The sequence below is a fragment of the Sediminicola arcticus genome, assembly GCF_040566695.1.
Lineage (GTDB): Bacteria > Bacteroidota > Bacteroidia > Flavobacteriales > Flavobacteriaceae > Sediminicola > Sediminicola arcticus.
In genome coordinates this window covers 171,892-196,706 of record NZ_JBEXAE010000006.1, presented here as the reverse complement: position 1 = coordinate 196,706, position 24,815 = coordinate 171,892, and the positions used below count along the sequence as shown (strand labels likewise).

Here is a 24,815-nt window from a genome sequence, read left to right as displayed (position 1 = left end):
GAATACAAGGTAATGATGGTGCAACAGGTGCCACTGGTGCTGATGGAGCACAAGGTGCGACCGGTGCCACGGGAGTACAAGGTGCGACCGGTGCCACGGGAGTACAAGGGATACAAGGTGATTCTGGTGCTCAGGGTATTCAAGGTAATACTGGTGCGACAGGGGCTAAGGGTGATAAGGGTGATGCTGGACAGGATGTAAAAGGTGGCTCGTTTACCAGGGCCATTAGAAGTACCAGCACAAGCACCACCCTAGGACCAAATGATTTCACGCTTATAGTTTATGGAAAGGATCATGTCATTTCTTTTCCTGGAACGGCCAATATTGGACAAGTCTATATTATAAAAACAATAGACGACAGAAATGAAACAAATATTAATTATATAAATGAAAAGGGGCAATCAAAAAACGTTTTAGAAAAAGAAAAAACATATTGGTTCCAATTTGATGGTGTCAATTGGCAACAAATAAGTAGTAACTAGTACAAATCGTATTGTACAATACTTCCAACGAATCGTTTTAAAGGATTCAACTTATTTGACATTAAAATTTTAACATAGAGCATATTTCGAAATATGAATATTTTCAAAAAAATAATTCTAACCTGTATTCTTTGGGCTGTTGCGTTGACAAATGCCCAAGATGCAGTGCATAATTATGGGAATATTCAAATACATGGGTCAGCTATGGTTGGCTTTCATATGGATGTAATCAATGATGGTACATTTGATAAGAACTTAGGGTTAGTGAGCTTTTATAACGAAGATCAACCCATTATAATTTCAGGTGCCTTCCCTCTTGTTTTTAATGATATGGAAATTACAGTTGATAAAGGTCTTTTCCTTGAAACCTCTATTGCCGTAACTAATAATAGTAATTTTATCATAGGATCTGTTTATACGCCAAGGAATAAGACAGATATCCATATGAATTATCGAGTTAATTCATTCTATTCAGGTGAAAGTGATGTAAATCATATTGATGGCTATAGTCAAATAAAAAATGAAGATTACTTCACTTTTCCGGTTGGAGATGATAATCGATTACGACCATTGAGCATTGAATCTACCATGATCAATACTAATGCTAAATGTGCTTACTTTTATGAGGACCCGAACGAACCTACAACCTTCAATACTAGTTTTAATACTGATATTAGAGGAGCAGGAATATTAGGTGTTAGTATTGAAGAGTTTTGGAAATTAGAAGGAAGTGTTTCATCTAAGGCAACTCTGACTTGGGATGAGAAAAGTAACGTTATATTATTGGGAGATACCCCCAAAGATCTTAAGGTTGTAGGTTGGAGTAAAACGGAAGAACAATGGGTTAATTTGGGGAATTCAAAGGTAGATGGAGATTTAAATTCTGGGTCAATCACTTCAGATGATTTTTTTCCCAATGATTATGAAATAATTACACTAGGAGGCAATAATGACCTCTTTGAAACATTTTCAACTTTAGAATTAGACAACTATTTTCTAAGCCCTAATGGTGATGGAAAAAATGATTTCTTAGTGATAGAAGGATTGAACCTATCACCCAATAATTCTATTCAAATTTTTAACAGATATGGTGTTATGGTATATTACAAGGCAAACTACAACAATGAATTTGGAGGTAATGCCAATAGGAATTTAGTATTTAAACGTAATTCAGGACTTTCTTCTGGAATCTATTTTTACATCCTTACCTTAAAAGATATAAAACAAAAACACCAGGGATATCTGTACATAACGGAGTAATAAATCTCCTATATTTTAGTTTACAACAATTCTACAATAATTCTTTAAGTAGCTCTTTTTAAGGTTTTTAAACGCCATTTGATTTCTACATGAATAGTTTCAAAATACTTCTTAACTTTGAGACAGTCATGGAGCTTTCACTGTGTTGATCCAACTAAAATGAAGTACTCCTATTAATTGGCAACGTTTTTGATTTTAATTGTAATGGGACAATTGTGTTCCTTACTTTATAATAGACCTACGATATGCAAAGAAGATCATTTATAAAAAAAAGTAGTGCCTCCGGATTGGCCTTGGCCGTCATGCCTACTATAATGATTTCGCAGGAGAAAGAATATACCATCCTCGAACTTATGGGCAAAGCAGAAATTCCTCTATTTGGGAAAGGTATCAATCTAAGAAAAGAAGCACATGATGCCTTTTTAGAAATGAAAAAAGCTGCCTATAGTGAAGGTATAGATATCAAGGTGGTTTCAAGTTACCGAAGTTTTGAAAGGCAAACAGCTATTTGGGAACGTAAATTTATTCAATATACAGAAGTTGATGGTCTAAAACCTTTAAACGCTATTGACAAAATAATTGAGTACTCCACCATCCCTGGAACCAGCAGACATCATTGGGGAACAGATATTGATATTGTAGATGGTCAACCTAAAGTTGAGGGCGATGTTCTTGTCCCTGAAAAATTTGAAGTAGGAGGTCCATACGAAAATTTTAAAGCTTGGATGGATATCAATGCCAACAAGTTTGGCTTTTACTTGGTGTATACAGACACCCCAAAAAGAAAGGGGTTTAAATATGAACCTTGGCACTATAGCTATGCTCCCATTTCCATTCCAATGCTAGAAACCTTTAGGCGGAAAAACATCATGCAATTGCTGCAAAAGGAAGAGTTTTTAGGGGCTGAACATTTCACATCAGGATTTGTACGAACCTATATTTTGGATAATATTTTGGACATTAATCCAAAACTATTGTAATAGAAATCATAAGGTGTTTTATTAAGTAGGCGCAATAACATCTGGATTATGAGAAGAGGCAGTTGGAAAATTAGAATTTTTATAGGGTTGGCCATAGTCGTCTTTGCCTTTGTCCAACGCTGCAGTAACAAAGAAGAAAACCCTTATACCGGAAGAGAACAGAATATAAATATGACCTCTGATCAGGAAATAGCTATTGGTCTTCAGAGTGCTCCAGAAATTGCTCAACAGTATGGAGGTCTATACCCCGATGATCGTATGCAGTCTTTGGTAGATGCCATAGGAAATAAATTGGTGAACAATAGTATTGCTCAAGAAACCCCCTATCAATACGAATTCCATTTATTGGCAGATGACAGCACCATCAATGCCTTTGCGCTTCCAGGAGGGCAGGTCTTTATCACCTATGCACTATTCTCCCAATTGAATGAAGCCCAACTTGCCGGGGTGCTAGGTCATGAAATTGGACATGTATTAGGAAGACATTCTGCTGAAAGAATAGCCGAGGGGGCGTTTTGGCAAACCATTTCTACGGCGGCGTCTGTTGGCGCTGATGCCGGTGATATTGTAAATAGTATTGGACAAAACACCCTGTTAAAAAATGGCCGCGGAGATGAACTTGAAAGTGATGATCTTGGAGTTTTATTTATGATCAAATCTGGCTATGATCCTTTTGAAATGATTAAGGTTATGGAGATTTTAAAGGCTGCAGGCGGACCAGATAGAGTTCCTGAATTTCAGAGTACCCATCCCGATCCTGAAAATAGGATTGAAAAGATTAAAGAAGCCATTGTCAAATATAAAGATCAGAATTAGTGTTAATTCCCGCAAAACATAGTTCATTACAATTCCATTTTATTATATTTGAATCCTCACCAAATCTTTTTGAAGCCTCAGATTTAACACTTATAGCTTTGATTTATAATCATTTAAACGAGACTATATGGCAACACTATTACATTTTAAAAGCATTTACTTAGAAGCGTTCGAGAATTGTAAACCAGAGTTTGTAGTAATTCTCCTAAAGGTTTATTCCGTCTTCTGTGTATTAATGCTTTTTATGGCGTTCTATGCATTTACTTATAGGGCCTTTACAGGATTTAAATTTTAAGCGAATTATAGTTTTATTGCCCTTTTACTTGAACACTATATGGAGCAGATAAACTAAAACAAACAACCCCATGAAAAAGTTTTCATGGGGTTTGTTCAGTAAATAAATATGTCACTCTTTCTAATCTAGGTTGCTACTTTTCCCTTTACTCCTATATAAAGGAGTATAATAATAGAAGGTATCGGATCAAAGACTATTTATTTAAAATTATTGTACATATAATCTTCGGAAAAAAGGCCACTTTCCCCCAGATAAATGGCTAAGTACACATAAAATGACACCTTCTTATTAATTTTGTATTACCACTCAAGTTTTTTGTCTTTCAATTATATAATGTAGGTATCCATTTGTAGCTGCAACCCAATATGGTATTTTATTTTAAAGTACGATAAGAATTAGTAGGATAAAATAAAGACTCAGTAGCGATTACATTGTTTCATCAATTCCCATCATGCAAGGATAATTATAAGGCTTTTATACCTAAAAGGTTGCGGCCACAACATGGGTCGCTTGGTATGTGAAAATTTTGAAAAAGCTTACCTATTGCTAGTTATCCATTCCAAATCGGCTTATTTTTGATAGACTTATAAATCACAAACCAATGAACAAAAAAGTAATATTGATGATTTTAGACGGTTGGGGGAAATCTCCAGACCCTAAAATATCCGCCATAGAAAACGCAGACACACCTTTTATAGACTCCCTTTATAAGAAATACCCAAATGCTAATCTTCTAACGGACGGCATGAATGTTGGCCTGCCTGAAGGTCAGATGGGGAACAGTGAGGTAGGACATATGAATCTGGGGGCTGGAAGAATAGTTTATCAAGACCTTGCAAAAATTAATCTAGCTGTAAAGGATAATACCCTTAAGGATGAAAAGGTATTAAAAGATGCATTTTTACATGCCAAAGAGAACAATAAGCCTGTCCATTTCCTAGGCCTATTGAGTGATGGAGGTGTACATTCCCACATTTCACATTTAAAAGGACTTATCAATGCCGGAGAAAATCTTGGTGTTAAAAATATGTTTGTCCACGCTTTTACAGACGGCAGGGATGTTGATCCAAAAAGCGGTAAAGGATTTCTAGAGGATCTTACTAGGTTTTGTGAAGGGAAACACGCTAAAATAGCATCTGTAATTGGCCGTTATTATGCCATGGATCGTGACAAACGCTGGGAAAGGGTTAAAATGGCTTATGACCTATTAGTTCATAATGTGGGCAAAAAATCAGATAATATCCTAAGTGATATGCAGGACAGTTATTATGATGGGGTAACGGATGAATTCATCAATCCCATTGTAGCCACCAATGCAGAAGGCACACCTGTTGCAAAAATAAACGCCGGGGATGTGGTCATCTTCTTCAATTTCAGGACAGACCGTGGAAGGGAACTGACTCAAATGTTAACCCAAGAGGATTTCCATGAGCAAAATACCCACAAGTTAAACTTGTATTACGTGACCATGACCAATTATGATGATTCCTTTAAAGGGATGAAAGTGGTTTATGACAAAGACAATTTAGAACAGACCTTGGGAGAGACCCTTTCTAAGGCCCATAAAAAACAGATACGGATCGCAGAAACAGAGAAATACCCACATGTCACCTTCTTCTTTAATGGAGGTAGGGAAGTTCCTTTTGATGGGGAACAACGCCTTCTTTGTCCGTCTCCAAAAGTGGCTACTTATGATCTACAACCGGAAATGAGCGCCTTTGACATCAGGGATGCGATTATCCCAGAACTAAAAAAAGGAGAAGTAGATTTCGTGTGCCTTAATTTTGCCAACCCAGATATGGTAGGACATACGGGAGATATGAAAGCCGCCATAAAAGCGTGCGAAGTGGTAGACTCTTGTGCCAATGCTGTGATTACAGCAGGTCTTGAGAATGGGTATACCACCATAGTTATTGCAGACCATGGAAATTGCGAAACCATGATTAATCCAGACGGAAGCCCTAATACAGCACACACAACCAATCCCGTTCCCTTGATCTTAGTAGATAAGGATATTAAAACCATAAAAGACGGCGTACTAGGAGATATAGCACCTACCATCCTCAAATTAATGGGTGTCCCCCAACCGGCTTTAATGTCACAAAAATCATTGATCTAAGCGGCTAAAGTGCTACAGATTCAAAGACCTTCATAAATGAAGGTCTTTTTTTATACCTCTCGCTAAATAGCTTTTCTACAACCAACTATGTAGTTTTAAGGCACAAAAACATAAATTATAAAGTAAAGTTTTACCTTTGCGTCTTATGATAAAGATCAAAACAGCAGAAGAAATAGAATTAATGCGCGAAAGTGCTTTGATAGTTTCCAAAACGTTAGGCGTATTGGCCGGGGAAGTTAAACCTGGTGTTACCACATTACATTTAGATAAAATTGCCGAAGAATGCATTAGGGATCACGGAGCTATTCCTGGATTTCTTGGTTTATATGACTTCCCAAATACGCTCTGTATGAGCCCAAATGCGCAGGTGGTTCATGGTATTCCCAATAGCACTCCATTGCAAGAGGGTGATATTATATCCATTGACTGCGGGGCTTTTAAAAATGATTTCTATGGAGATCATGCTTATACTTTTGAAGTTGGGGACGTATCTTCTGAAATTAAAAAATTATTGCAGGTTACCAAAGAATCGCTTTATGTGGGTATTCGAGAATTTAAATTAGGTAATCGCGTAGGGGATGTTGGTTTTGCCATCCAGAAATTCACGGAAGATCATGGATATGGAGTTGTACGCGAATTAGTAGGTCATGGTCTAGGACGCAAAATGCATGAAGACCCAGAAATGCCAAACTATGGCAAAAGAGGAAGAGGTAAAAAATTTGTGAATGGGATGGTTGTTGCCATAGAACCTATGACCAATATGGGCACCCATAGAATCAAACAATTAAAAGATGGCTGGACCATTCTTACTGCAGATGGCCTACCTAGTGCACACTTTGAGCATGATGTAGCGCTAATTGATGGAAAACCAGAATTATTATCCACCTTTCAATACGTAAATGAAGCTCTGGGCATTAAGACTAGCGAAGAAGATGAGTTTAGGCAGAAAAAATTCCAATTGTAGTTCTTAGTTATCTAACCTAGGAATTACGACCCGATGAAAAGACTCTTTAAATATATTCTGAATACCATTCCCCGACCTCTTTTGATCCAATTGAGTTATTTGGCTAGGCCTATCTTAGCCTTAACCTTAAAAGGAAACACACACCAAGACCCAATTGATGGTAAGAGTTTTAGAAAATTTCTTCCATACGGATATGAGAATCCTAGGGAAAATGTACTTTCTCCCTCTACCCTCTCTTTAGAAAGGCATCGCCTATTATGGCTGTATCTAAAAAATGAAACTAACTTTTTTACGGGCAATCATAAAGTACTTCATTTTGCACCAGAACAGGCTTTTTATAAGCGCTTTCGTCAATTAGGCAACCTAGACTATACTACAACGGATTTAAATTCGCCTTTGGCAGACATTAAGGCAGATATTTGCAACCTCCCCTTTACCGACAATTCTTTTGATGTTATCCTCTGCAACCATGTGCTAGAGCACATTCCCGATGACACCAAGGCCATGGAGGAATTGTTCCGTATACTAAAACCAGGAGGTTGGGGCATTTTACAAATACCTCAAGATTTAAAAAGGGACACTACCTTCGAGGATAATTCCATTACTGACAAACAGGAGCGCGCCAAGATATTTGGACAGTATGACCATGTTCGAATTTACGGAAAGGATTTCTTCGCAAAACTAAGGCAGATAGGTTTTCAAGTGGAAGAGGTAGATTATACTGCAACTATGGAGCCCGAAGCAATTGAGGCCTACAGATTGGCACATGGGGAAATAATTCCTTTAGTGCGTAAAACTATTCCAAGAGTAACGCCTTAAAACCTTTGGTTACATAACTTTGGGGATTGCCCTGATCGTCCAAAAAAATGATATACGCTTCTAAATAAGGATCATTTTCCAATACTCTTTTAGAAGCCTCCAGATCCATCGCCATTAGTCCTGTAGCATAACCATCCGCTTTGGCACAGGTGTTAGCAAGAACACTTGCTGCCAATATAGTAGAATTTTTAGTATACCCAGTTTTGGGATCTATGGTATGTACAAACTTATTTCCTGTGACAGAATCTATCCTGAATTTTCTGTAATTGCCAGAAGAAGCCAATGCGGTGTTTTTTAAATGAATTAGAATTTTTGGTTGATCATCCCCTTGAGGATTGTCAATACCCACCACCCATTGCTTTTCTTTAATCGTGTTTTCTCCTTTTGCCACGATTTCGCCCCCTACTTCTACCAAATAATCGGTAATACCATGTTTTTCCAACATAAGTGCTAGTCTATCTATAGCGTAGCCTTTTGCAATGGCATTAAAATCAAAGTAAATATGGGCATCTGCCTTATTGATTCGGTTATTGGCGGTAATCGCTACTTTATCAAAACCTACATATTGCAATAAGCTATCTACTTTTAAAGAATCTAACTGCATTTGTTTCCCTGGTCCAAAACCCCAAGCATTCACCAAAGAACCCACTGTGGGATCAAAATAACCATTGGTTCTATCATGGATTTCTTTGGAAAGCTCAAATACATCCTTAAACATATGGTCTACCACCACGGTAGTATCTCCTCTATTGATCTTAGAGATGTCTGAAGTTGGGATATAGGTAGACATCGACCTATTGATGACTTCAAAAACAGAATCGATCTCACTTTGGTAGTCCAGCTTCTCCTTACTGATGTACGTAATATGATACGATGTGCCCAAAGCGGAACCGCTATTGAAATTCTTAACCCATTCAGATTTTGAAGTACAACTGCCGAGTAGAACGACAACCGCTAGTATTGATAGTGACTTTTTCATTATTCTATTGCTATTAATCCATCATAATCCACGATATACTCTTCATTTAAATATATCGGAAGTTTAAATTCCTTTGCATTGACCAACCCTACCCCTGCATAAAATAATTGAGCATTAGATTTATCGGCATGCCCTTTTATTTTTTCCATCAGTACAGCGTCGTATTCTTTGGGATCCTCTGGGTAAGAAATACTGCGAACCACCACAAACGAAAGTTGTTTTTCCTTGGCACATACAAACTGGGGGGTTTTCCCTAACGTGCTATTAATGGCAACAAACTCAAAGCCATTGGCCTCGAGATGCTTCCCTACAATATTCATTGCCAAATTATGTAATTCCTGTCTCGTTAGCGCTTTCATCATTCATTAGGTATAAAAAAACCGATATCAGAAATATCGGTTTTTAAAATATTAGTCATTCTTACTAAGGAGCTATTATCCTCCAAAATCATCAAACCTGATATGTTCATCTGGAATTCCATAATCTTCACCCATTTTTTGAACCGCTTTGTTCATCAATGGAGGACCACAGAAATACAACTCAATATCCTCAGGAGTTTCGTGATGGCTTAAATAGTTATCAATAACACAATTGTGTATAAATCCTACGAAACCATCTCCTGGGGCATCTATATTCTCTTTTACCTTCCAATTATCTTCTGGCATCGGTTCGGAAAGAGCCATATAGAACTTGAAATTTGGAAATTCATTCTCCAACCTATAAAAATGATCCAAGTAGAACAGTTCTCTCTTAGAACGACCTCCGTACCAATAGGTGACTTTACGATTTGTTTTTAAAGTTTTGAATAGATGGTATAAGTGCGAACGCATTGGCGCCATTCCTGCTCCACCACCAACATATAACATCTCTGATTCTGACTCGTTAATGAAAAATTCACCATAAGGTCCAGAAATAATGACTTTATCCCCAGGTTTTTGGGCAAATATAAAGGAGGAAGCAATACCAGGATTAACATCCATCCATCCATTCTTAGACCTGTCCCATGGTGGGGTAGCGATACGCACGTTCAACATGATCTCTCTTCCCTCAGCAGGGTAAGAAGCCATAGAGTAGGCCCTTTCCACTGTTTCCGGATTTTTCATGGACAATGGCCATAAATTAAATTTATCCCACTCGGCCTGAAACTTATCCGGTGTCTCATGCTCTTCAGGGTGTGCCGTGATATCTATGTCTGCATACTTAATTTCGCATTCGGGTATTTCGATTTGAATATAACCCCCAGCCTTATAAGGCATGTCCTCTGGTATTTGTACTACGAATTCCTTGATGAAAGAGGCTACGTTATAATTTCTAACGACGGTCGCATCCCATTTCTTAATCCCAAATACTTCTTCAGGAATGGTAATATCCATATCTTGTTTCACCTTCACTTGACAAGCCAAACGTGCTCCTGCGTTCAATTCCTTTTTTGAGAAGTGCGGTGTTTCTGTTGGCAAAGCTTCCCCACCACCAGAATTCACATGACACTCACACTGAATACAGGTACCACCACCTCCACATGCAGAAGGAAGAAATATCTTTTGGTTACCCAAAGTGGATAACAAGGAGTTCCCAGAACCCACCTCAATCTTCTTTTCACCATTGATGGTAATGGTCACAGGTCCTGAAGGAGATAATTTCTCCTTTGTGAACAACAAAAGTGTAACCAATAGTAACAATAGCACCATAAAGGCCACTACGGTTATGACAATTGTTCCAACTGTACTTGTAGCTAAAATCATTCTTATTTATTTATAGCATTGTTGTAAGAAACCGTATTCTCCTTGGCTTCTTTTTTTATTTTATTTTCATCCACTTTTTGGGCAGTGGTCTCCGTTGCTTCTTTAGGGGCTTCATCACCACCCGTTAGCATCCCACCAAAACTCATAAAGCCAATAGCCATAAGTCCTGTGATGATAAAGGTTATTCCTAGACCTCTTAATGGGGCTGGAACATTAGAGTATCTGATTTTCTCACGAATAGCAGCAATGGCCAAAATTGCTAGGAACCATCCAATACCAGAAGAGAGTCCGTAGTTAAATGCTAGACCCAATGTTTGGATATCCCTAGATTGCATAAATAACGACCCTCCCAATATAGCACAGTTAACCGCGATCAATGGTAGAAATATCCCAAGAGAGTTGTAAAGTGCCGGCGAAAACTTTTCTACTACTATTTCTACCAATTGCACCATAGTTGCTATAGTGGCAATAAATAGAATAAATGATAAAAAGCTTAAGTTATAGTCCGCATATTCCGGTCCCAACCAGGCCAGTGCCCCATCTCTCAATATATATTGGTCCAACAACCAGTTCATTGGAACTGTTACCGCCAATACAAAGATAACAGCAGCTCCAAGACCCACAGCAGTAGTCACTTTTTTGGATACCGCTAGGTAGGAACACATCCCAAGGAATGTGGCAAATACCATATTGTCTATAAATATGGATTTAAAGAATAATTCTACATGTTCTAACATAACATTGTTCTTTTTAAGTAACTACTAGTTTTCTTCAATTAAGGCTTTGTTCCTAGAACGTTGCACCCATATGATAAGACCAACGACGATAAGGGCCATTGGCGAAAGTAACATGAATCCATTATTCTCATATCCAATACTGTACAATCCTGACTTAGTAATAGGATCCCCTAATACCTTTATTCCTAGCAGTGTTCCAGAACCTAACAATTCCCGGAAAAAACCAACAACAATTAATATTAAACCGTATCCAGCAGCATTACCAATACCATCCAAAAAAGATCTCCATGGCCCGTTACCCAAGGCAAATGCCTCAAAACGACCCATAATGATACAGTTGGTAATGATTAACCCAACGAAAACCGATAACGTCTTACTCAATTCATAAGCGAAAGCCTTTAACACTTGATCCACAACAATTACCAGGGCAGCAACCACCACCAATTGAACGATAATCCTAATTTTAGAGGGGATAATATTACGCAACAATGAAATTACCACGTTACCCATACCTAAAACGAACATAACAGAAACCGCCATAACTATGGAGGCCTTTAGTTCTGCAGTAATTGCCAATGCTGAACAGATACCCAATACCTGTATGGTAATAGGGTTGTTATCTGCCAGTGGGTCCAGTATAAGACTGGTATCTCTTTTAGAAAGTAGTGCCATGTTTTAATTTTTAGCTCTTATGGTTTCCAAATAACTTTTGTAAAGGTTTACACTTTCTTTGATCATGGCACTAACACCGTTTCCAGTAATAGTAGCACCTGCAAGAGCATCAACCTCGTTATCGTCTTTTGTGTTATTAATAGGGTCATTATTCCCCTTTGCAACTTTTATACCTGCATATTCAGTACCGTCAAGAATAGATTCACCTTTGAAATCATCCATGAAGTAACGCTGCTTGATGTTAGCTCCAAGACCTGGAGTTTCACCTTTATGATCAAAATAAACACCTTGCACGATCAAATTCTCATCTAAGGATACAAATCCCCAAATGGCATCCCATAGTCCTTTCCCATACATTGGGATGATATAGAATTTTTTACCTTCTTTCTCCCCTATAAACAAGGGAAGTTTTCTAGTCTTACCATTTTTGGCAGCAGTCTCTTGTTGTTTTAAATTGATCAAATAGGCTTCATCATCTTCGGTGATTTCCGAACCCTCGATTACGATTTGCTCCGTAATATATTTATTGAACTCCTCTGCCACTTTATCCGTTGGCACAAAGTTCACACTACCTTCGTCCACATTTTCGTTAATGCCCATAGCGTACAAAATGTTCTGTTGCTTTTCCAACTTCTCATTTTGGCTGATTTTTGCACTTAGGGATGAGGCTACGAAAGCCAATACTGCCCCAACAACAACAACCATTACAGCAGCAAAGGCAACGGTATAAACGTTTTTATCTGTATTAATTGCCATAATTAAACTGTTTCAACTTTTAGTTTCTTTTCTTCACCATGTACATCCTTTGGTAAAATGTTGGCGTTCTTTAATCTCTTAAGACGCTTGTTAATATTTCCTCGTATGACGTAATGATCTATAGTAGGAGCAAATACGTTCATCAATAAAATAGCTAAGAAAACTCCTTCTGGATAAGCTGGGTTAAACACCCTTATCATTACCGAAATAAATCCAATAAAAAATCCATAGTACCATTTTCCTTTGTCAGTTTGCGAACCAGTTACAGGGTCCGTCGCCATATAAACAATACCAAAAGCCAAACCACCAACGATAAGATGTTGCCAGAAATCAAAGCTCATTAAACCATAAAACTTACTACTCTCTGTGATCCATCCAGCGTTTACGGCCCCATTGAAAATAAGACCCATTGCCAAAGCCCCTAATACGGCACTTACCATAATTCTCCAGCTAGCAATCTTAGTAAAGATCAAGAATAGTCCTCCCAACAAAATTAATATCGTAGAAGTTTCTCCAACAGAACCTGGAATAAAACCGAAGAACATATCAGAAACGGAATAAGAAATTTCACTTCCCCTACCCTGTGCCAAGTATCCCAATACCGTTTCACCAGAAATTGCATCTGCAGTACCTGCTCTTTCAACAGCTTCATGAACCCACACCTTATCACCACTCATCCAGGTAGGATAGGCAAAAAACAAGAAAGCCCTAATCGTCAATGCTGGGTTTAAGATATTCATCCCAGTACCACCAAAAACTTCTTTTCCTATAACAACTCCGAAGACAACGGCAACAGCCAACATCCATAATGGGGTATCTATAGGTACAATCAAGGGAACCAGCATACCTGTAACCAAATATCCTTCTTCTACCTCATGACCTTTGATCACAGCGAAGACAAACTCTACAGCAAGTCCAACTACATAAGACACAACTACCAATGGCAATACGGTCCATGCTCCCATGATAAAATTGTCCCAAGTCAAGAAGTTTCCAAGTAGTGACGCTTGACGAATCACCCCGTTAGCAGCATCTACTGCAGCATAATGCTGGTATCCTGCATTGAAAATTCCAAAAAGCAGCACAGGTAATAATGCGATTATCACCGTGTTCATTGTTCTTTTTAAATCATCCGCTGAGCGAACGTGAGAACCAGAATGTGTTGTTTCATTTGGAGTGTACAAAAAAGTATGCAATGCGTTGAACGCAGGAGCCATTTTCTTGCCCTTGTACTTCTCCTTTAAATTGTGCAAATTATTTTTTAAACTCATCTCCTATCCTATTTCTTTATACAATAAGTCCAATCCTTCCCTGATGATCTGCTGGTGGGGTTGTTTGGATATACAAATAAACTCCGTTAATGAAAAATCTTCTGGAGCCACCTCATACAATCCCAATTGTTCCATTTCGTCTAAATCCCCTATCATACATGCTTTAAGCAATTGCAAGGGATAAATATCTAAAGGGAAAACCTCCTCATATTTGCCAGTTAAAACAAAAGCACGGTGCTCACCATTGGTATTTGTTGTAAGATCATATTTTTTATTTGGGAACATCCAAGAGAATGTCAAGGCCCTAGTAGATGAGATTTTATCGAATACTGGCTTGTTCCAACCAAAAAATTCATAATCATCTCCCTCTGGAATAACACTAACGGTGTTATTATAATATCCCAAATGACCATCTGGTTTAGTTTGAGAACCCGTGAGTACATCTCCGTTGATCACCCTAATGTTTTCATTATTTACGCCACTGGCATAAAGAAAAGTAGAAATCTCTGTCCCAATTTTAGTAGTGTAATATTTAGGAGCTTTTACAGATGAGCCCGCCAAAGCAATAGTTCGTTCAGCATTGAATTTTCCTGTCAACAACAATTCCCCTATGATCACTAAATCTTGGGGAGCTATAGTCCAAACTACCTCTCCTTTATTGATAGGATCTATCCTATTAATCAATGTACCTACCAAGCCTGCTGGGTGAGGTCCTGACATTTTGTGCAATTCAATACCCTTTAACCCGGCCAATGGAGAGTTGGAAGACTTTCCAACTGACACATGCACCTTCCCTGAGGTCAGTTTACCTAAGGCAGTGATAGCAGCTTGTAGCTCTTTTTCCTTTCCTTGCAACACATAATCCAAATCAGCTGCTAATGGAGCCGTAACATACCCTGAGATAAAAACACCCTTTGGAGTTACTTCGGCATCTGCAATAATATCATAAGGCCTTTGTCTTACAAATGGCCAAACGCCACCATTTAATAAAAACGTTTTAACATCCTGCGGAGACGCTCCTTCTAAATTTAAAGGTTTATGTGCCATGAATTCCTGCGTTTTATCTGCAAGAATCTTAAGTGACAGGATTCTCCTGCGCTCGCCTCTAACAACTTCCACCAATTCTCCGCTTACAGGCGAAACAAATTTCACCCCTTCTTGATTCTTATCAAAAAAAAGCGGTTCGCCAGCTTTTACCTCAGCGCCTTGTTTTACCAATAGTTTCGGAGTAACTCCGTGAAAATCGTGAAGATTAATTGAATAAACATTACTTAAAACGGCTTTAGAAGTTTCATGTTCCGCTGCACCAACAAGATTAATGTTTAAGCCTTTTTTAATTCGAATGTCTTTAGACATATATTGTAGACCTTAGGTTAACAAAATTTGGATGCAAATTTAGTATTTAAAAGAAAGTTTTCATAATTATTGCTCATAAATTTAGGGATTGGGTCCTTGTTAATTTTTTGGGCATCCTTTTTGTTTACTTTTACTTAAAAAACACAATACAAATGCGCCTTATTGTTAAACAGCTTATACTTCTTTTAGCGAGCCCAATGCTCTTTGGACAGGTATTGGAAGAAGTAAATCCTCCGAAAAATATAAAAACCATCATTTTTAAGGGAAATACAGATGACCAATTCCCTGTTGTAAAATTAGGGGAGCCTATCTTTTTAGAGTTTGATGATTTAACCGCCCGCGAAGCGGACTATTATTATAAAATTATTCTATGCGATTACGACTGGACACCTTCTACCCTTTTAAAATCGCAATACTTAAGCGGTGTTGATAATCAAAGGATCATAGATTACGAAAATAGCTATAATACCCTCCAGGCCTACTCCAATTACAGACTAACCATTCCCAACCAAAATGTAAGACCAACTGTAAGTGGCAACTATATGCTTGAGGTTTACAACGACTCTTATGAGATTGTCTTTTCAAGAAAATTTATTATCTATCAAGATTTAGTTTCAGTGGGCGCTACAGTAAAACGCTCAAGAGATTTCAATTATATAGATGAAAAACAAGTAGTCCAGTTCAATATAAGAGCATCTGGCATACAATTGGTCAACCCAAAAAAGGAAGTAAAAGTGGCTATCCTGCAAAACAATTACTGGCCATCTGCCCTTTATAATATTCCCCCTCAGTTTACTATTGGCAATGAATTAGTCTATAAATACGATCAGGAAACTAGTTTTTATGGCGGGAACGAATACCTGAATTTTGACACCAAAGACCTTAGAGCTCCCAGTGCCGTGATTTCGCGCATAGAAATGGACAGACTTTATAACCATTATCTTTTTCCCGACATTTTTAGAGATCAGCGCCCGTATACGTATTATCCCGATATCAATGGGGATTTTGTCATTAGAACCCTTCAAGGTGACGATTCTTCTAGGGAAGCAGAATATTCCATCGTACATTTTTTCTTACCCTATACCCCAGAAATAGGTCTGGATGAAGTATATGTTATAGGAAAATTCAATAATTATGAAATGACAGATGAGAACAAAATGACCTACAATGACCAAAGTGGGTATATGGAGGCGATGATTGAAATGAAGCAAGGCTTTCATAACTATAAATACGTTATCAAAAGAGCAGAAGGTGATCTTGATTTTAACACGGTTTCGGGAAATTTTCATTTTACCGAAAACAATTATATGATATTGGTCTATTACAGAAATTTTGGAGATTTATACGATAGTATCATTGGCATTGGTTCTGCTAATTCAAGAAACATCAGCAACTAAAATTTGATTCCTTTTAACCAAGAGCTGTTATGGAAGAATTACCAACCAACTACTCCATAGACCAACACCCATTAAAGTTTAGGGGAACAGAATGCCTTACTTGTGGTCATATCCTAGATTTAGCAACAAATACTGCCCAAATTGCTCACAAATACCTAGCACCAAAAAACCATCCTTAAAAGATTTTGTGAGTGAGTTTTTTGGGAGTATCATATCGTACGACTCCAAATTATTTAAGACTTTAACTGCCATGTTGTTACATCCTGGCAAGATTACTAAAGATTATCTAAAAGGACAAAGAGTCTCCTACACCAATCCCTTCCGTTTTTTACTGAGCCTAGCTATTATGTTTTTATAATGTTCGGTTATTCCGATGATTTCACCTCTATGGATGATATGGAAAGCATTCCCAATATTAATGAGATTCATTCTAATTTAGCAACATTACAAGAACAAAATGAAGAAACAAGAAAAACCGATTCTATTCAAAAGGTCTTGGCTTATTATTGGCTCACAAAATCTAAGGACTCCATCATCCTTGCTAATCTACAGCGGTATTTTGACTCCTTGAATACCCATTCTTATCTAGAGCGTTTTTATACAAAGACCTATTTCTTTATGACTCTGATAAAGAAATAGCGTTTAAAAAAATTTGAGGATGCAAAGGAAGAATTCAATATACCCGAAAATTATCAAAATAGAAAATCCTTTAATCTTGCCAAAAGCCTTATAAGGGCAGTTGATCAGCCAGGAACCTATTTAAATTTACTAATATCTAAAATTGCATTTCTTATTTTCTTCTTTTACCAGTATTTGCTTTATTCATTTGGCTGATGTATATCAGAAAAAAATACAATTACATCGAACATCTAATCTTTAGCTTTCACATTCAGTAGTTGTTGTTTATATTGCTAATTATTAGTTTTGCCATAGACGCTATTTTCAGGACAGACACTGGTTGGATTTTTCTCCTTGTTTTCTCTGTTTATGTTTATGTTTATGTTTATAAGCCTATGCTAAACTTTTACGGGCGGGGAAGATTTAAAACTTTTGTTAAATATCTGATTATTAACACTGTTTTCTTTATTTTAGCGTCCATATCAGTAATAATCCTGTTTACGGGAACTATTTTTACCTATTAAAAGACCATGATCACCCAAGTAACAAAAGGCATTAAAATTTCTGTATCCACTAGTTTTGAGGGAACCTTCTTCAAAAACTATAAGATGCATTTTGCCTTTGGCTACACCATCACCATTGAAAACCAAAGTAAGGATTCCGTGCAATTGACTTCTCGCCATTGGAGGATTTATGACGCGCTTAATGAATTGGAAATTTTGGACGGAGAAGGGGTTATCGGTAAAAAACCAGTAATTAAACCTGGAGAATCACACACTTATAGTTCCGGATGTCTTTTAGCTTCCCCAATAGGCGCCATGAAAGGACACTACAACATGGTTAATTTTACTTCTACAGAAAAATTTAGGGTTTATGTACCCACTTTTAAATTCAGTGCCCCCTTTGCCTTGAATTAAATTCCTGATTTACTCCGTTTTAGTTTTTAGTAGATTTTTCATTTAGTATCTTTGATACGATTTTAACTTAAAATAAAAGCACCATGGGTAAAGGATTTTTTCATGTCCCCACAGCAATTAATGAGCCGATAAAGAGTTATGCTCCAGGAACCCCAGAAAGGGAAGCCGTTCTTAAACAATACAAGACCTATTTCGATGGAAATGTAGACGTACCACTATATATTGGTAGTGAGGAAATTAAAACTGGGAATACCAGACCAATGTCACCACCACACGATCATAAGCATGTTGTAGGCCAATATCATCTGGCAGAAAAAAAGCATGTTTCCAAAGCCATTGAAAATGCTCTGGAATCCAGAGAAGCTTGGGCCAACCTTACTTGGGAGCAGCGTTCAGCCATCTTCCTTAAGGCAGCAGAACTTATTGCTGGACCTTACCGTGCAAAGATAAATGCCGCTACTATGATAGCGCAATCCAAGAACATTTTTCAAGCTGAAATTGATGCCGCTTGCGAACTTATAGATTTCCTTCGTTTTAATGTGGAATACATGTCACAGATTTACGAAGAGCAGCCAGATTCTGCTGAAGGCATTTGGAACCGAGTGGAATATAGACCATTGGAAGGTTTTGTATATGCCATAACCCCTTTCAACTTTACAGCTATTGCAGGAAACTTGCCAGCAAGTGCCGCCATGATGGGGAATGTCGTTTTATGGAAACCTAGTGATAGTCAAATTTTCTCAGCAAAGGTAATCGTAGATATCTTTAAAGAGGCAGGCCTTCCTGACGGTGTTATCAATGTTGTTTATGGAGATCCCGTGATGATTACCGAAACTGCCTTAGCGAGTCCTGATTTTGCAGGGTTGCACTTTACAGGTTCTACACATGTTTTTAAAGAAATCTGGAAGCAAATAGGAAACAACATTCATACCTATAAGACCTATCCAAGAATTGTCGGTGAAACTGGAGGTAAGGATTTCATCCTCGCACACCCTACTGCCAAACCACAACAAGTGGCTACAGCTATCGTGAGAGGAGCTTTTGAATTCCAAGGACAGAAATGTAGTGCTGCATCTAGGGTATACTTACCTAAATCTACTTCTAAAGAAATATTGGAGTTGGTGAAAAAGGATTTGGCCTCCATTAAAAAGCCAGGCACTCCAGAGGATATGAGTAATTTTATTACCGCTGTTATCCACGAAGGATCTTTTGATAAATTAGCCAAGTACATAGACCAGGCGAAGGCAGATACCAATGCCGAAATAATAGCTGGGGGAGGATATGACAAGTCCAAAGGATATTTTATTGAGCCTACAGTTATCTTGACGACGGATCCAAAATACACTACCATGGAAACAGAATTGTTCGGTCCTGTGGTAACTATATACGTATATGAGGATAAAGATTGGTCTAATACGCTAAAACTAGTGGATTCTACCTCAGAATATGCCCTTACAGGCGCCGTATTATCCAGAGATCGTTACGCCATTGATGAAGCCACCAAAGCATTACAAAATTGCGCCGGGAACTTTTATATCAACGACAAACCAACAGGAGCAGTTGTAGGACAGCAGCCATTTGGTGGAGCAAGAGCATCAGGCACAAACGACAAGGCAGGTTCACCTCAGAATCTACTAAGATGGGTTTCCCCTAGATTGATCAAGGAGACCTTCGTAACTCCTGAAGACTATAGATATCCTTTCTTAGGAGAATAAAAAATTGAAGTATTTTCATATAAGGTCCGCTAGGTGTTATTCTCCTAGCGGATTTTTTTATTTCGCCCACACCCTTCCAAAATATCACATATCCTTAAAAGCAGAACCACCCCTTAAAACAAAGCTCCAATAAGGATAATTTCATGATCAATTTTACGTTCCTAAAGTAACCTAAGACCTTTAAATACTGAAAAATCATGGAAGAAAAACGGATAAAAAATGAGCCGCAAAAAATCTTTAATTTTTTTAGCCATATTGGAAACCTAATTAAGAGGTATGCAAAAAATTACAAGGAATCTTACTACAATCTATTGAGCCTATAGTATTAGCCCTTAAATTTCATGGGCAGATATACTACCTTTTTGGTGTCAAAAAATTCCTCCTCATAGAAGTCGGGTAAATTTATTATTTCTACCGTTTTATAGTCTGCCAATTCCTCTGTTAAATCTCCTCCTTTTAGATATAGAATCCCATTTCTACGCTCATGGACAGAGTTCTTTTTAACCTTTCCTTTTACCCAATGCACAAAGGTAGGCATCGCAGCAACGGCGCGGCTTACAATAAAATCGAATTGTCCCTTTAATTCCTCCACCCTCATGTTTTTAGCAGTAACATTGGTGATCCCTAAGCCTTCCACTACCTCTTCTACCACCTTAATTTTTTTACCGATGGCATCTACTAGCGTAAAATGTGTCTCTGGAAACAGTATGGCTAGGGGAATACCCGGAAAACCACCACCGGTTCCCACATCTAACACAGTGGTCCCTGGTTTAAATTGCTGCACTTTGGCAATAGCTAATGAATGAAGCACGTGGCGTAAGTACAACTCGTCTATATCTTTTCTGGATACCACGTTTATCTTTTGATTCCAATCCTTGTACAATTCCTGCAGTTTGGCAAATTGATCCTTCTGTTCGTTGGATAGTGTTGGGAAATATTTAAAAATGAGGTCAACAGCCATAATATTGGGTTAAATTTTTGGTAAAAATAGCACAATACGGGCTTTGTAAAGTACCATTTTAGCACTTTTAGTTCGTAATTATGTTATCTTTACAAAAAAACACATATAAATGGATAAAGAAACCATTCGCTTTTCAAGGAAGGATTCTGCCCAATTTTTCAGAACCTTAAATAAGCGTGTAAACGACTATTTCAAAGATAACAACATCAAGAAAACCGGAAATTGGCGGTTGCATCTTAAAACAGGGGTAATGTTTGCCCTGTTCTTGGCACCTTATTTTCTAATTTTAACCTTAGGATTACCCAATTGGGCAAATTTACTGCTGACAATTGTCATGGGCGTTGGAATGGCAGGCGTTGGAATGAATGTAATGCACGATGGGAACCATGGATCTTATTCCACCAAAAAATGGGTAAATAAGGTCATGGGAAGCAGCATCTATATCTTGGCAGGTAACGTTTACAATTGGCAGGTACAGCACAATGTTTTGCACCATACTTATACCAACATCCATGAACATGATGAGGATTTGGAAGCTGGCCGTATTTTAAGATTTTCTAAACACGCCGAATGGCGCAAATACCACAGGTTTCAACATTTTTATTCTGTACTTCTTTACGGTCTTTTAACTTTTAACTGGGCCATTACTACGGATTTTCAGCAGATGTACCGCTACATGAAACGCAAACTATCCTATGGCAAATTACCTAGTCCGGCAACTAATTGGAGTACCTTGGTGATCACCAAAATTATTTATGCTACCATTTGGATCGTGCTACCCATGTTGATTTTAGATATTGCTTGGTGGAAAATTTTATTGGGATTCTTTGTTATGCATTACGTGGCAGGAGTTGTTTTGAGCGTAGTTTTCCAATTGGCACATATTGTCAATGATGCGCAAACACCGTTACCAGACAAGAGTGGTACCATGAAAAATACATGGGCCATTCATCAATTGTTTACCACTGTCAATTTTGGAACTAAAAACCGCGTTGTTAACTGGTTTACAGGTGGGTTAAACCATCAGGTAGAACATCATATTTTTCCAAACATCAGTCATATACATTACACAAAAATCTCCGAAATTGTTAAACAAACAGCAAAAGAATTTAATTTACCGTACAACGAATATAAAACTACAAGAAAAGCTATAATTTCGCATTTCAAACATTTAAAGGAATTGGGCAAAAAACCTAATCTTCAGTACCAGTAAATTTAAACTACGAATGACGAATCATTTATCTGAAAGGATTACAAACATGGCTACATCCGCCACTTTGGAGATGGCTGCAAAGACTAGGGAACTTAGAAGTGAAGGCAAGGACATCATTGGACTAAGTTTAGGAGAACCAGATTTCAATATTCCTGATTTTATTAAGGATGCTGCAAAACAAGCTATAGATGACAATTACAGCAGCTATTCTCCCGTAGACGGTTATGCCGATCTAAAACAAGCAATTGCCAATAAGTTCAAAAGGGATAATGGCTTGGAGTACAGCATCAATCAGATTGTTGTATCCACAGGAGCTAAGCAGTCTTTGGCTAATGTTGCCATGGTGATGTTAGATGCCGGTGACGAAGTTATATTGCCTGCACCGTATTGGGTAAGTTATAGTGATATAGTGAAGATCGCAGAAGGTGTGCCTGTAGAAGTTCCTACAAGCATTGAAAGTGATTTTAAAATGACTCCAGCACAGCTGGAAAAAGCAATTACACCAAAAACTAAAATGATTTGGTTTAGTTCTCCATGCAATCCAAGTGGCTCTGTATATAGTAAGGAAGAATTGGAAGGGCTTGCCGTTGTTTTAAGAAAATACCCGAATATCTTTATTATTTCTGATGAAATTTACGAACACATCAATTTTATAGGTGGTCACGCAAGCATTGCCTCTATAGATGGGATGTACGAAAGAACAATTACCGTTAACGGTGTTTCTAAAGCATTTGCTATGACCGGATGGCGTATAGGTTATATTGGCGCAGCAGATTGGATTGCCAAGGCCTGTACAAAGTTCCAAGGTCAGATCACCAGTGGGGCCAACGCCATTGCACAGCGTGCAACAATAGCTGCCCTAAATGCTCCAGTTAGCAAAATTCAGTACATGATTGATGAGTTCCATAAAAGACGTGATTTGGTTTTGGAACTATTAGGCGAAATAGACGGATTTAAATTAAATGTTCCTGAAGGTGCATTTTACGTTTTTCCTAATATTTCCAGCTTTTTTGGAAAGACTTTAAAAGGCAGCATCATAAACAATGCGTCAGATTTTGCACTTTACCTTTTAGAACATGCCAATGTGGCTACAGTAACTGGGGAAGCTTTTGGTAATCCTGACTGTATTCGCATTTCTTATGCGGCATCAGAAAAGGAACTTAAAGAAGCGATGGCTAGAATAAAAGCAGTTGTTTAGGAAAGTCTAAAATATTTAATACATAAAAAAAGCTTGCTAACGCAGGCTTTTTTTATATTATATCTTCTTCCAAAAATAGGGTGTGAATAAAATAAGTACTGTAAAAAGTTCCAGTCTTCCTAGTAACATGAGAAATGCACACCACCATTTACCCACTGCTGGTAGCGAACTAAAGTTACTCAATGGATTTAGGCTTCCTAAAGCAGGTCCTACATTACCCAGAGAAGAAGCTGCACCTCCAATGGCCGATTCAAAGTCTAACCCCATGAATCCCAAACCTAAAGCCCCAATAATAAAAGAGAGCATATACAACACAAAAAAAGCAATAACGTTATAAACGATATGCTCCTTAACGGTCTTATTATTATAACGTACAGGGATGATGGCATTCACATGCAAGGTCCTCTTAAATTCGAGAAGACCATTTTTAATGATTAATAAATGTCGCATTATTTTGATACCTCCTGCAGTTGAACCCGCCGAGCCTCCCAAGAAAAATAGTCCAAAAAACATAATGGTTAAAAAGGGTGTCCAACTCGTAAAATCTGCAGAGACAAATCCTGTGGTAGTAATAACTGTAATTACCGCAAAAAGAGAATGCCTAAAAGCCGCTTCAGCAGGTCCTAATACCATAGGATGATATTCTGACGAAGGAACGTTTGCCTTAAAATAAATGACCAAAGCCGAAATTATCGTAAAACTTATTACAAAAATGAGATAAAACTTAAATTCTTCATCCTTAATAACCTTCTGCACCTTACCCTTAAAGGCGTAATAACTAAGCACAAAATTGCTTCCCGCCAAAAACATAAATAAGATGACAATATATTGAATAAGAGGTTGATTGTTCCAATACGCTAGGCTAGCATTTTTTGTGGAGAAGCCTCCAGTGGACATGGTAGCTAAAGAATGGTTAATTGCATCAAAAAAAGACATCCCTGCTAACTTTAATAAAATAGTTTCAGCCATTGTATAACCAAAATAAATAAGCCACAATCTTTTAGCAGTATCGGTAATCCTTGGATGCAGTTTATCGGCCGTTGGACCCGGAGCTTCGGCAGCAAATAGCTGCATTCCTCCAATACCCAACAGCGGCAATATAGCTATGGCAAGAACAATGATCCCCATTCCTCCTATCCAATGGGTAAGGCTACGCCAGAACAAAATACCTTCTGGCATAATTTCTATATCATCCATAATGGATGCACCCGTAGTGGTATACCCAGACATGGTTTCAAAAAAGGCATTGGTAATATCGGGGATTGCACCTGAAAACAAATAGGGCAACATACCAGAAATAGACATCACCAACCAACCAAAGGTTACAATGATGTATCCCTCTTTGCGTTTGACCTCTTTCTTATGGCTCCTAGTAAAAAACATAGAAACCACTCCCACTAACATGGTTACTATGGCCGCTAAGGTAATATCCAAGGTCACCCCATCTTTATAGATACCGCTCACAAAAGCCGCAATAAGCATAAAAAAACCATTGCAGAGCAATAGCAGTCCCATGAGGTGAACGATTATTTTTGAGTTTAAAGCCAT

Annotated in this window: 25 protein-coding genes and 1 pseudogene; 16 read left to right on the top strand and 10 right to left on the bottom strand. The window is 37.9% G+C overall.

What is annotated here, in order from left to right; translation table 11 throughout:
• The 8 genes and pseudogenes from ABXZ36_RS13315 to ABXZ36_RS13280 all read left to right on the top strand — a co-directional run.
• Nucleotides 1-482 (top strand): annotated as a pseudogene (locus ABXZ36_RS13315) (collagen-like protein); the annotation flags it as partial.
• A gap of 93 nt (nt 483-575) precedes the next feature.
• Nucleotides 576-1,742 carry a T9SS type B sorting domain-containing protein gene (locus tag ABXZ36_RS13310; protein WP_354616169.1) on the top strand — a complete coding sequence of 389 codons (1,167 nt, stop codon included), beginning with the start codon at nt 576-578 and terminating at the stop codon, nt 1,740-1,742.
• A gap of 245 nt (nt 1,743-1,987) precedes the next feature.
• On the top strand, nt 1,988-2,722 hold the full coding sequence (locus tag ABXZ36_RS13305; protein WP_354616168.1) for a M15 family metallopeptidase: 735 nt from the start codon (nt 1,988-1,990) through the stop codon (nt 2,720-2,722).
• Between the two features lie 48 nt (nt 2,723-2,770).
• On the top strand, nt 2,771-3,538 hold the full coding sequence (locus ABXZ36_RS13300) for a M48 family metalloprotease (RefSeq protein ID WP_354616167.1): 768 nt from the start codon (nt 2,771-2,773) through the stop codon (nt 3,536-3,538).
• A gap of 127 nt (nt 3,539-3,665) precedes the next feature.
• Nucleotides 3,666-3,833 carry a DUF6747 family protein gene (locus tag ABXZ36_RS13295; RefSeq protein WP_354616166.1) on the top strand — a complete coding sequence of 56 codons (168 nt, stop codon included), beginning with the start codon at nt 3,666-3,668 and terminating at the stop codon, nt 3,831-3,833.
• Between the two features lie 601 nt (nt 3,834-4,434).
• Nucleotides 4,435-5,952: a 2,3-bisphosphoglycerate-independent phosphoglycerate mutase gene (gene gpmI, locus ABXZ36_RS13290; protein ID WP_354616165.1), complete on the top strand. Its 1,518-nt coding sequence runs from the start codon at nt 4,435-4,437 to the stop codon at nt 5,950-5,952.
• 145 nt (nt 5,953-6,097) lie between these two features.
• Nucleotides 6,098-6,916, top strand: a complete 819-nt coding sequence (gene map / locus ABXZ36_RS13285; protein WP_354616164.1) for a type I methionyl aminopeptidase — start codon at nt 6,098-6,100, stop codon at nt 6,914-6,916.
• A 33-nt stretch (nt 6,917-6,949) separates the two neighbouring features.
• Entirely contained in the window at nt 6,950-7,735 is a 786-nt protein-coding gene (locus tag ABXZ36_RS13280; RefSeq protein WP_354616163.1) for a class I SAM-dependent methyltransferase, read from the top strand.
• Here the strand turns inward: ABXZ36_RS13280 and ABXZ36_RS13275 are convergent.
• From ABXZ36_RS13275 to ABXZ36_RS13240, 8 genes are all read right to left on the bottom strand, one after another.
• A complete protein-coding gene (locus tag ABXZ36_RS13275; RefSeq protein WP_354616162.1) occupies nt 7,713-8,714 on the bottom strand; it encodes an FAD:protein FMN transferase in 1,002 nt (333 codons plus the stop codon). The two genes, ABXZ36_RS13280 and ABXZ36_RS13275, sit on opposite strands and share 23 nt — an antisense overlap.
• On the bottom strand, nt 8,714-9,076 hold the full coding sequence (locus tag ABXZ36_RS13270) for a DUF8840 domain-containing protein (protein ID WP_354616161.1): 363 nt from the start codon (nt 9,074-9,076) through the stop codon (nt 8,714-8,716). Before ABXZ36_RS13270 ends, ABXZ36_RS13275 begins: the two co-directional genes overlap by 1 nt.
• A 72-nt stretch (nt 9,077-9,148) precedes the next feature.
• Nucleotides 9,149-10,456: an NADH:ubiquinone reductase (Na(+)-transporting) subunit F gene (gene nqrF / locus ABXZ36_RS13265; RefSeq protein WP_354616160.1), complete on the bottom strand. Its 1,308-nt coding sequence runs from the start codon at nt 10,454-10,456 to the stop codon at nt 9,149-9,151.
• A 2-nt stretch (nt 10,457-10,458) separates the two neighbouring features.
• Nucleotides 10,459-11,193 (bottom strand): NADH:ubiquinone reductase (Na(+)-transporting) subunit E, encoded by a 735-nt coding sequence (gene nqrE / locus ABXZ36_RS13260; RefSeq protein ID WP_354616159.1) that lies wholly within the window; start codon nt 11,191-11,193, stop codon nt 10,459-10,461.
• A 24-nt stretch (nt 11,194-11,217) separates the two neighbouring features.
• Entirely contained in the window at nt 11,218-11,865 is a 648-nt protein-coding gene (locus ABXZ36_RS13255; RefSeq protein WP_354616158.1) for an NADH:ubiquinone reductase (Na(+)-transporting) subunit D, read from the bottom strand.
• A 3-nt stretch (nt 11,866-11,868) separates the two neighbouring features.
• A complete protein-coding gene (locus tag ABXZ36_RS13250; RefSeq protein ID WP_354616157.1) occupies nt 11,869-12,621 on the bottom strand; it encodes a Na(+)-translocating NADH-quinone reductase subunit C in 753 nt (250 codons plus the stop codon).
• Nucleotides 12,622-12,623: 2 nt separating this feature from the next.
• Nucleotides 12,624-13,892: an NADH:ubiquinone reductase (Na(+)-transporting) subunit B gene (locus ABXZ36_RS13245; RefSeq protein ID WP_354616156.1), complete on the bottom strand. Its 1,269-nt coding sequence runs from the start codon at nt 13,890-13,892 to the stop codon at nt 12,624-12,626.
• Between the two features lie 3 nt (nt 13,893-13,895).
• A complete protein-coding gene (locus tag ABXZ36_RS13240) occupies nt 13,896-15,248 on the bottom strand; it encodes a Na(+)-translocating NADH-quinone reductase subunit A (RefSeq protein WP_354616155.1) in 1,353 nt (450 codons plus the stop codon).
• Between the two features lie 152 nt (nt 15,249-15,400).
• On the opposite strand from ABXZ36_RS13240, the gene ABXZ36_RS13235 reads away from it, so the two are divergent.
• From ABXZ36_RS13235 to pruA, 6 genes are all read left to right on the top strand, one after another.
• Entirely contained in the window at nt 15,401-16,645 is a 1,245-nt protein-coding gene (locus tag ABXZ36_RS13235) for a type IX secretion system plug protein (protein WP_354616154.1), read from the top strand.
• Nucleotides 16,646-16,674: 29 nt separating this feature from the next.
• A complete protein-coding gene (locus ABXZ36_RS13230) occupies nt 16,675-16,824 on the top strand; it encodes a hypothetical protein (RefSeq protein ID WP_354616153.1) in 150 nt (49 codons plus the stop codon).
• A 71-nt stretch (nt 16,825-16,895) separates the two neighbouring features.
• Nucleotides 16,896-17,003, top strand: coding sequence for a DUF3667 domain-containing protein (locus ABXZ36_RS13225; protein WP_354616176.1), 108 nt, complete (start codon nt 16,896-16,898; stop codon nt 17,001-17,003).
• Entirely contained in the window at nt 17,003-17,284 is a 282-nt protein-coding gene (locus tag ABXZ36_RS13220) for a hypothetical protein (RefSeq protein ID WP_354616152.1), read from the top strand. Before ABXZ36_RS13225 ends, ABXZ36_RS13220 begins: the two co-directional genes overlap by 1 nt.
• 509 nt (nt 17,285-17,793) lie before the next feature.
• Entirely contained in the window at nt 17,794-18,180 is a 387-nt protein-coding gene (apaG, locus tag ABXZ36_RS13215) for a Co2+/Mg2+ efflux facilitator ApaG/CorD (RefSeq protein ID WP_354616151.1), read from the top strand.
• An 83-nt stretch (nt 18,181-18,263) separates the two neighbouring features.
• Nucleotides 18,264-19,895, top strand: a complete 1,632-nt coding sequence (pruA, locus tag ABXZ36_RS13210) for an L-glutamate gamma-semialdehyde dehydrogenase (RefSeq protein ID WP_354616150.1) — start codon at nt 18,264-18,266, stop codon at nt 19,893-19,895.
• Nucleotides 19,896-20,220: 325 nt separating this feature from the next.
• Here pruA and rsmG read toward each other — a convergent pair whose 3' ends face one another.
• Nucleotides 20,221-20,856: a 16S rRNA (guanine(527)-N(7))-methyltransferase RsmG gene (gene rsmG / locus ABXZ36_RS13205; RefSeq protein WP_354616149.1), complete on the bottom strand. Its 636-nt coding sequence runs from the start codon at nt 20,854-20,856 to the stop codon at nt 20,221-20,223.
• A gap of 109 nt (nt 20,857-20,965) precedes the next feature.
• On the opposite strand from rsmG, the gene ABXZ36_RS13200 reads away from it, so the two are divergent.
• Nucleotides 20,966-22,069, top strand: a complete 1,104-nt coding sequence (locus ABXZ36_RS13200; protein ID WP_354616148.1) for a fatty acid desaturase family protein — start codon at nt 20,966-20,968, stop codon at nt 22,067-22,069.
• A 13-nt stretch (nt 22,070-22,082) separates the two neighbouring features.
• Entirely contained in the window at nt 22,083-23,267 is a 1,185-nt protein-coding gene (locus ABXZ36_RS13195) for a pyridoxal phosphate-dependent aminotransferase (protein WP_354616147.1), read from the top strand.
• Nucleotides 23,268-23,324: 57 nt separating this feature from the next.
• Here the strand turns inward: ABXZ36_RS13195 and ABXZ36_RS13190 are convergent, their stop codons facing one another.
• Nucleotides 23,325-24,815, bottom strand: coding sequence for a TrkH family potassium uptake protein (locus ABXZ36_RS13190; RefSeq protein ID WP_354616146.1), 1,491 nt, complete (start codon nt 24,813-24,815; stop codon nt 23,325-23,327).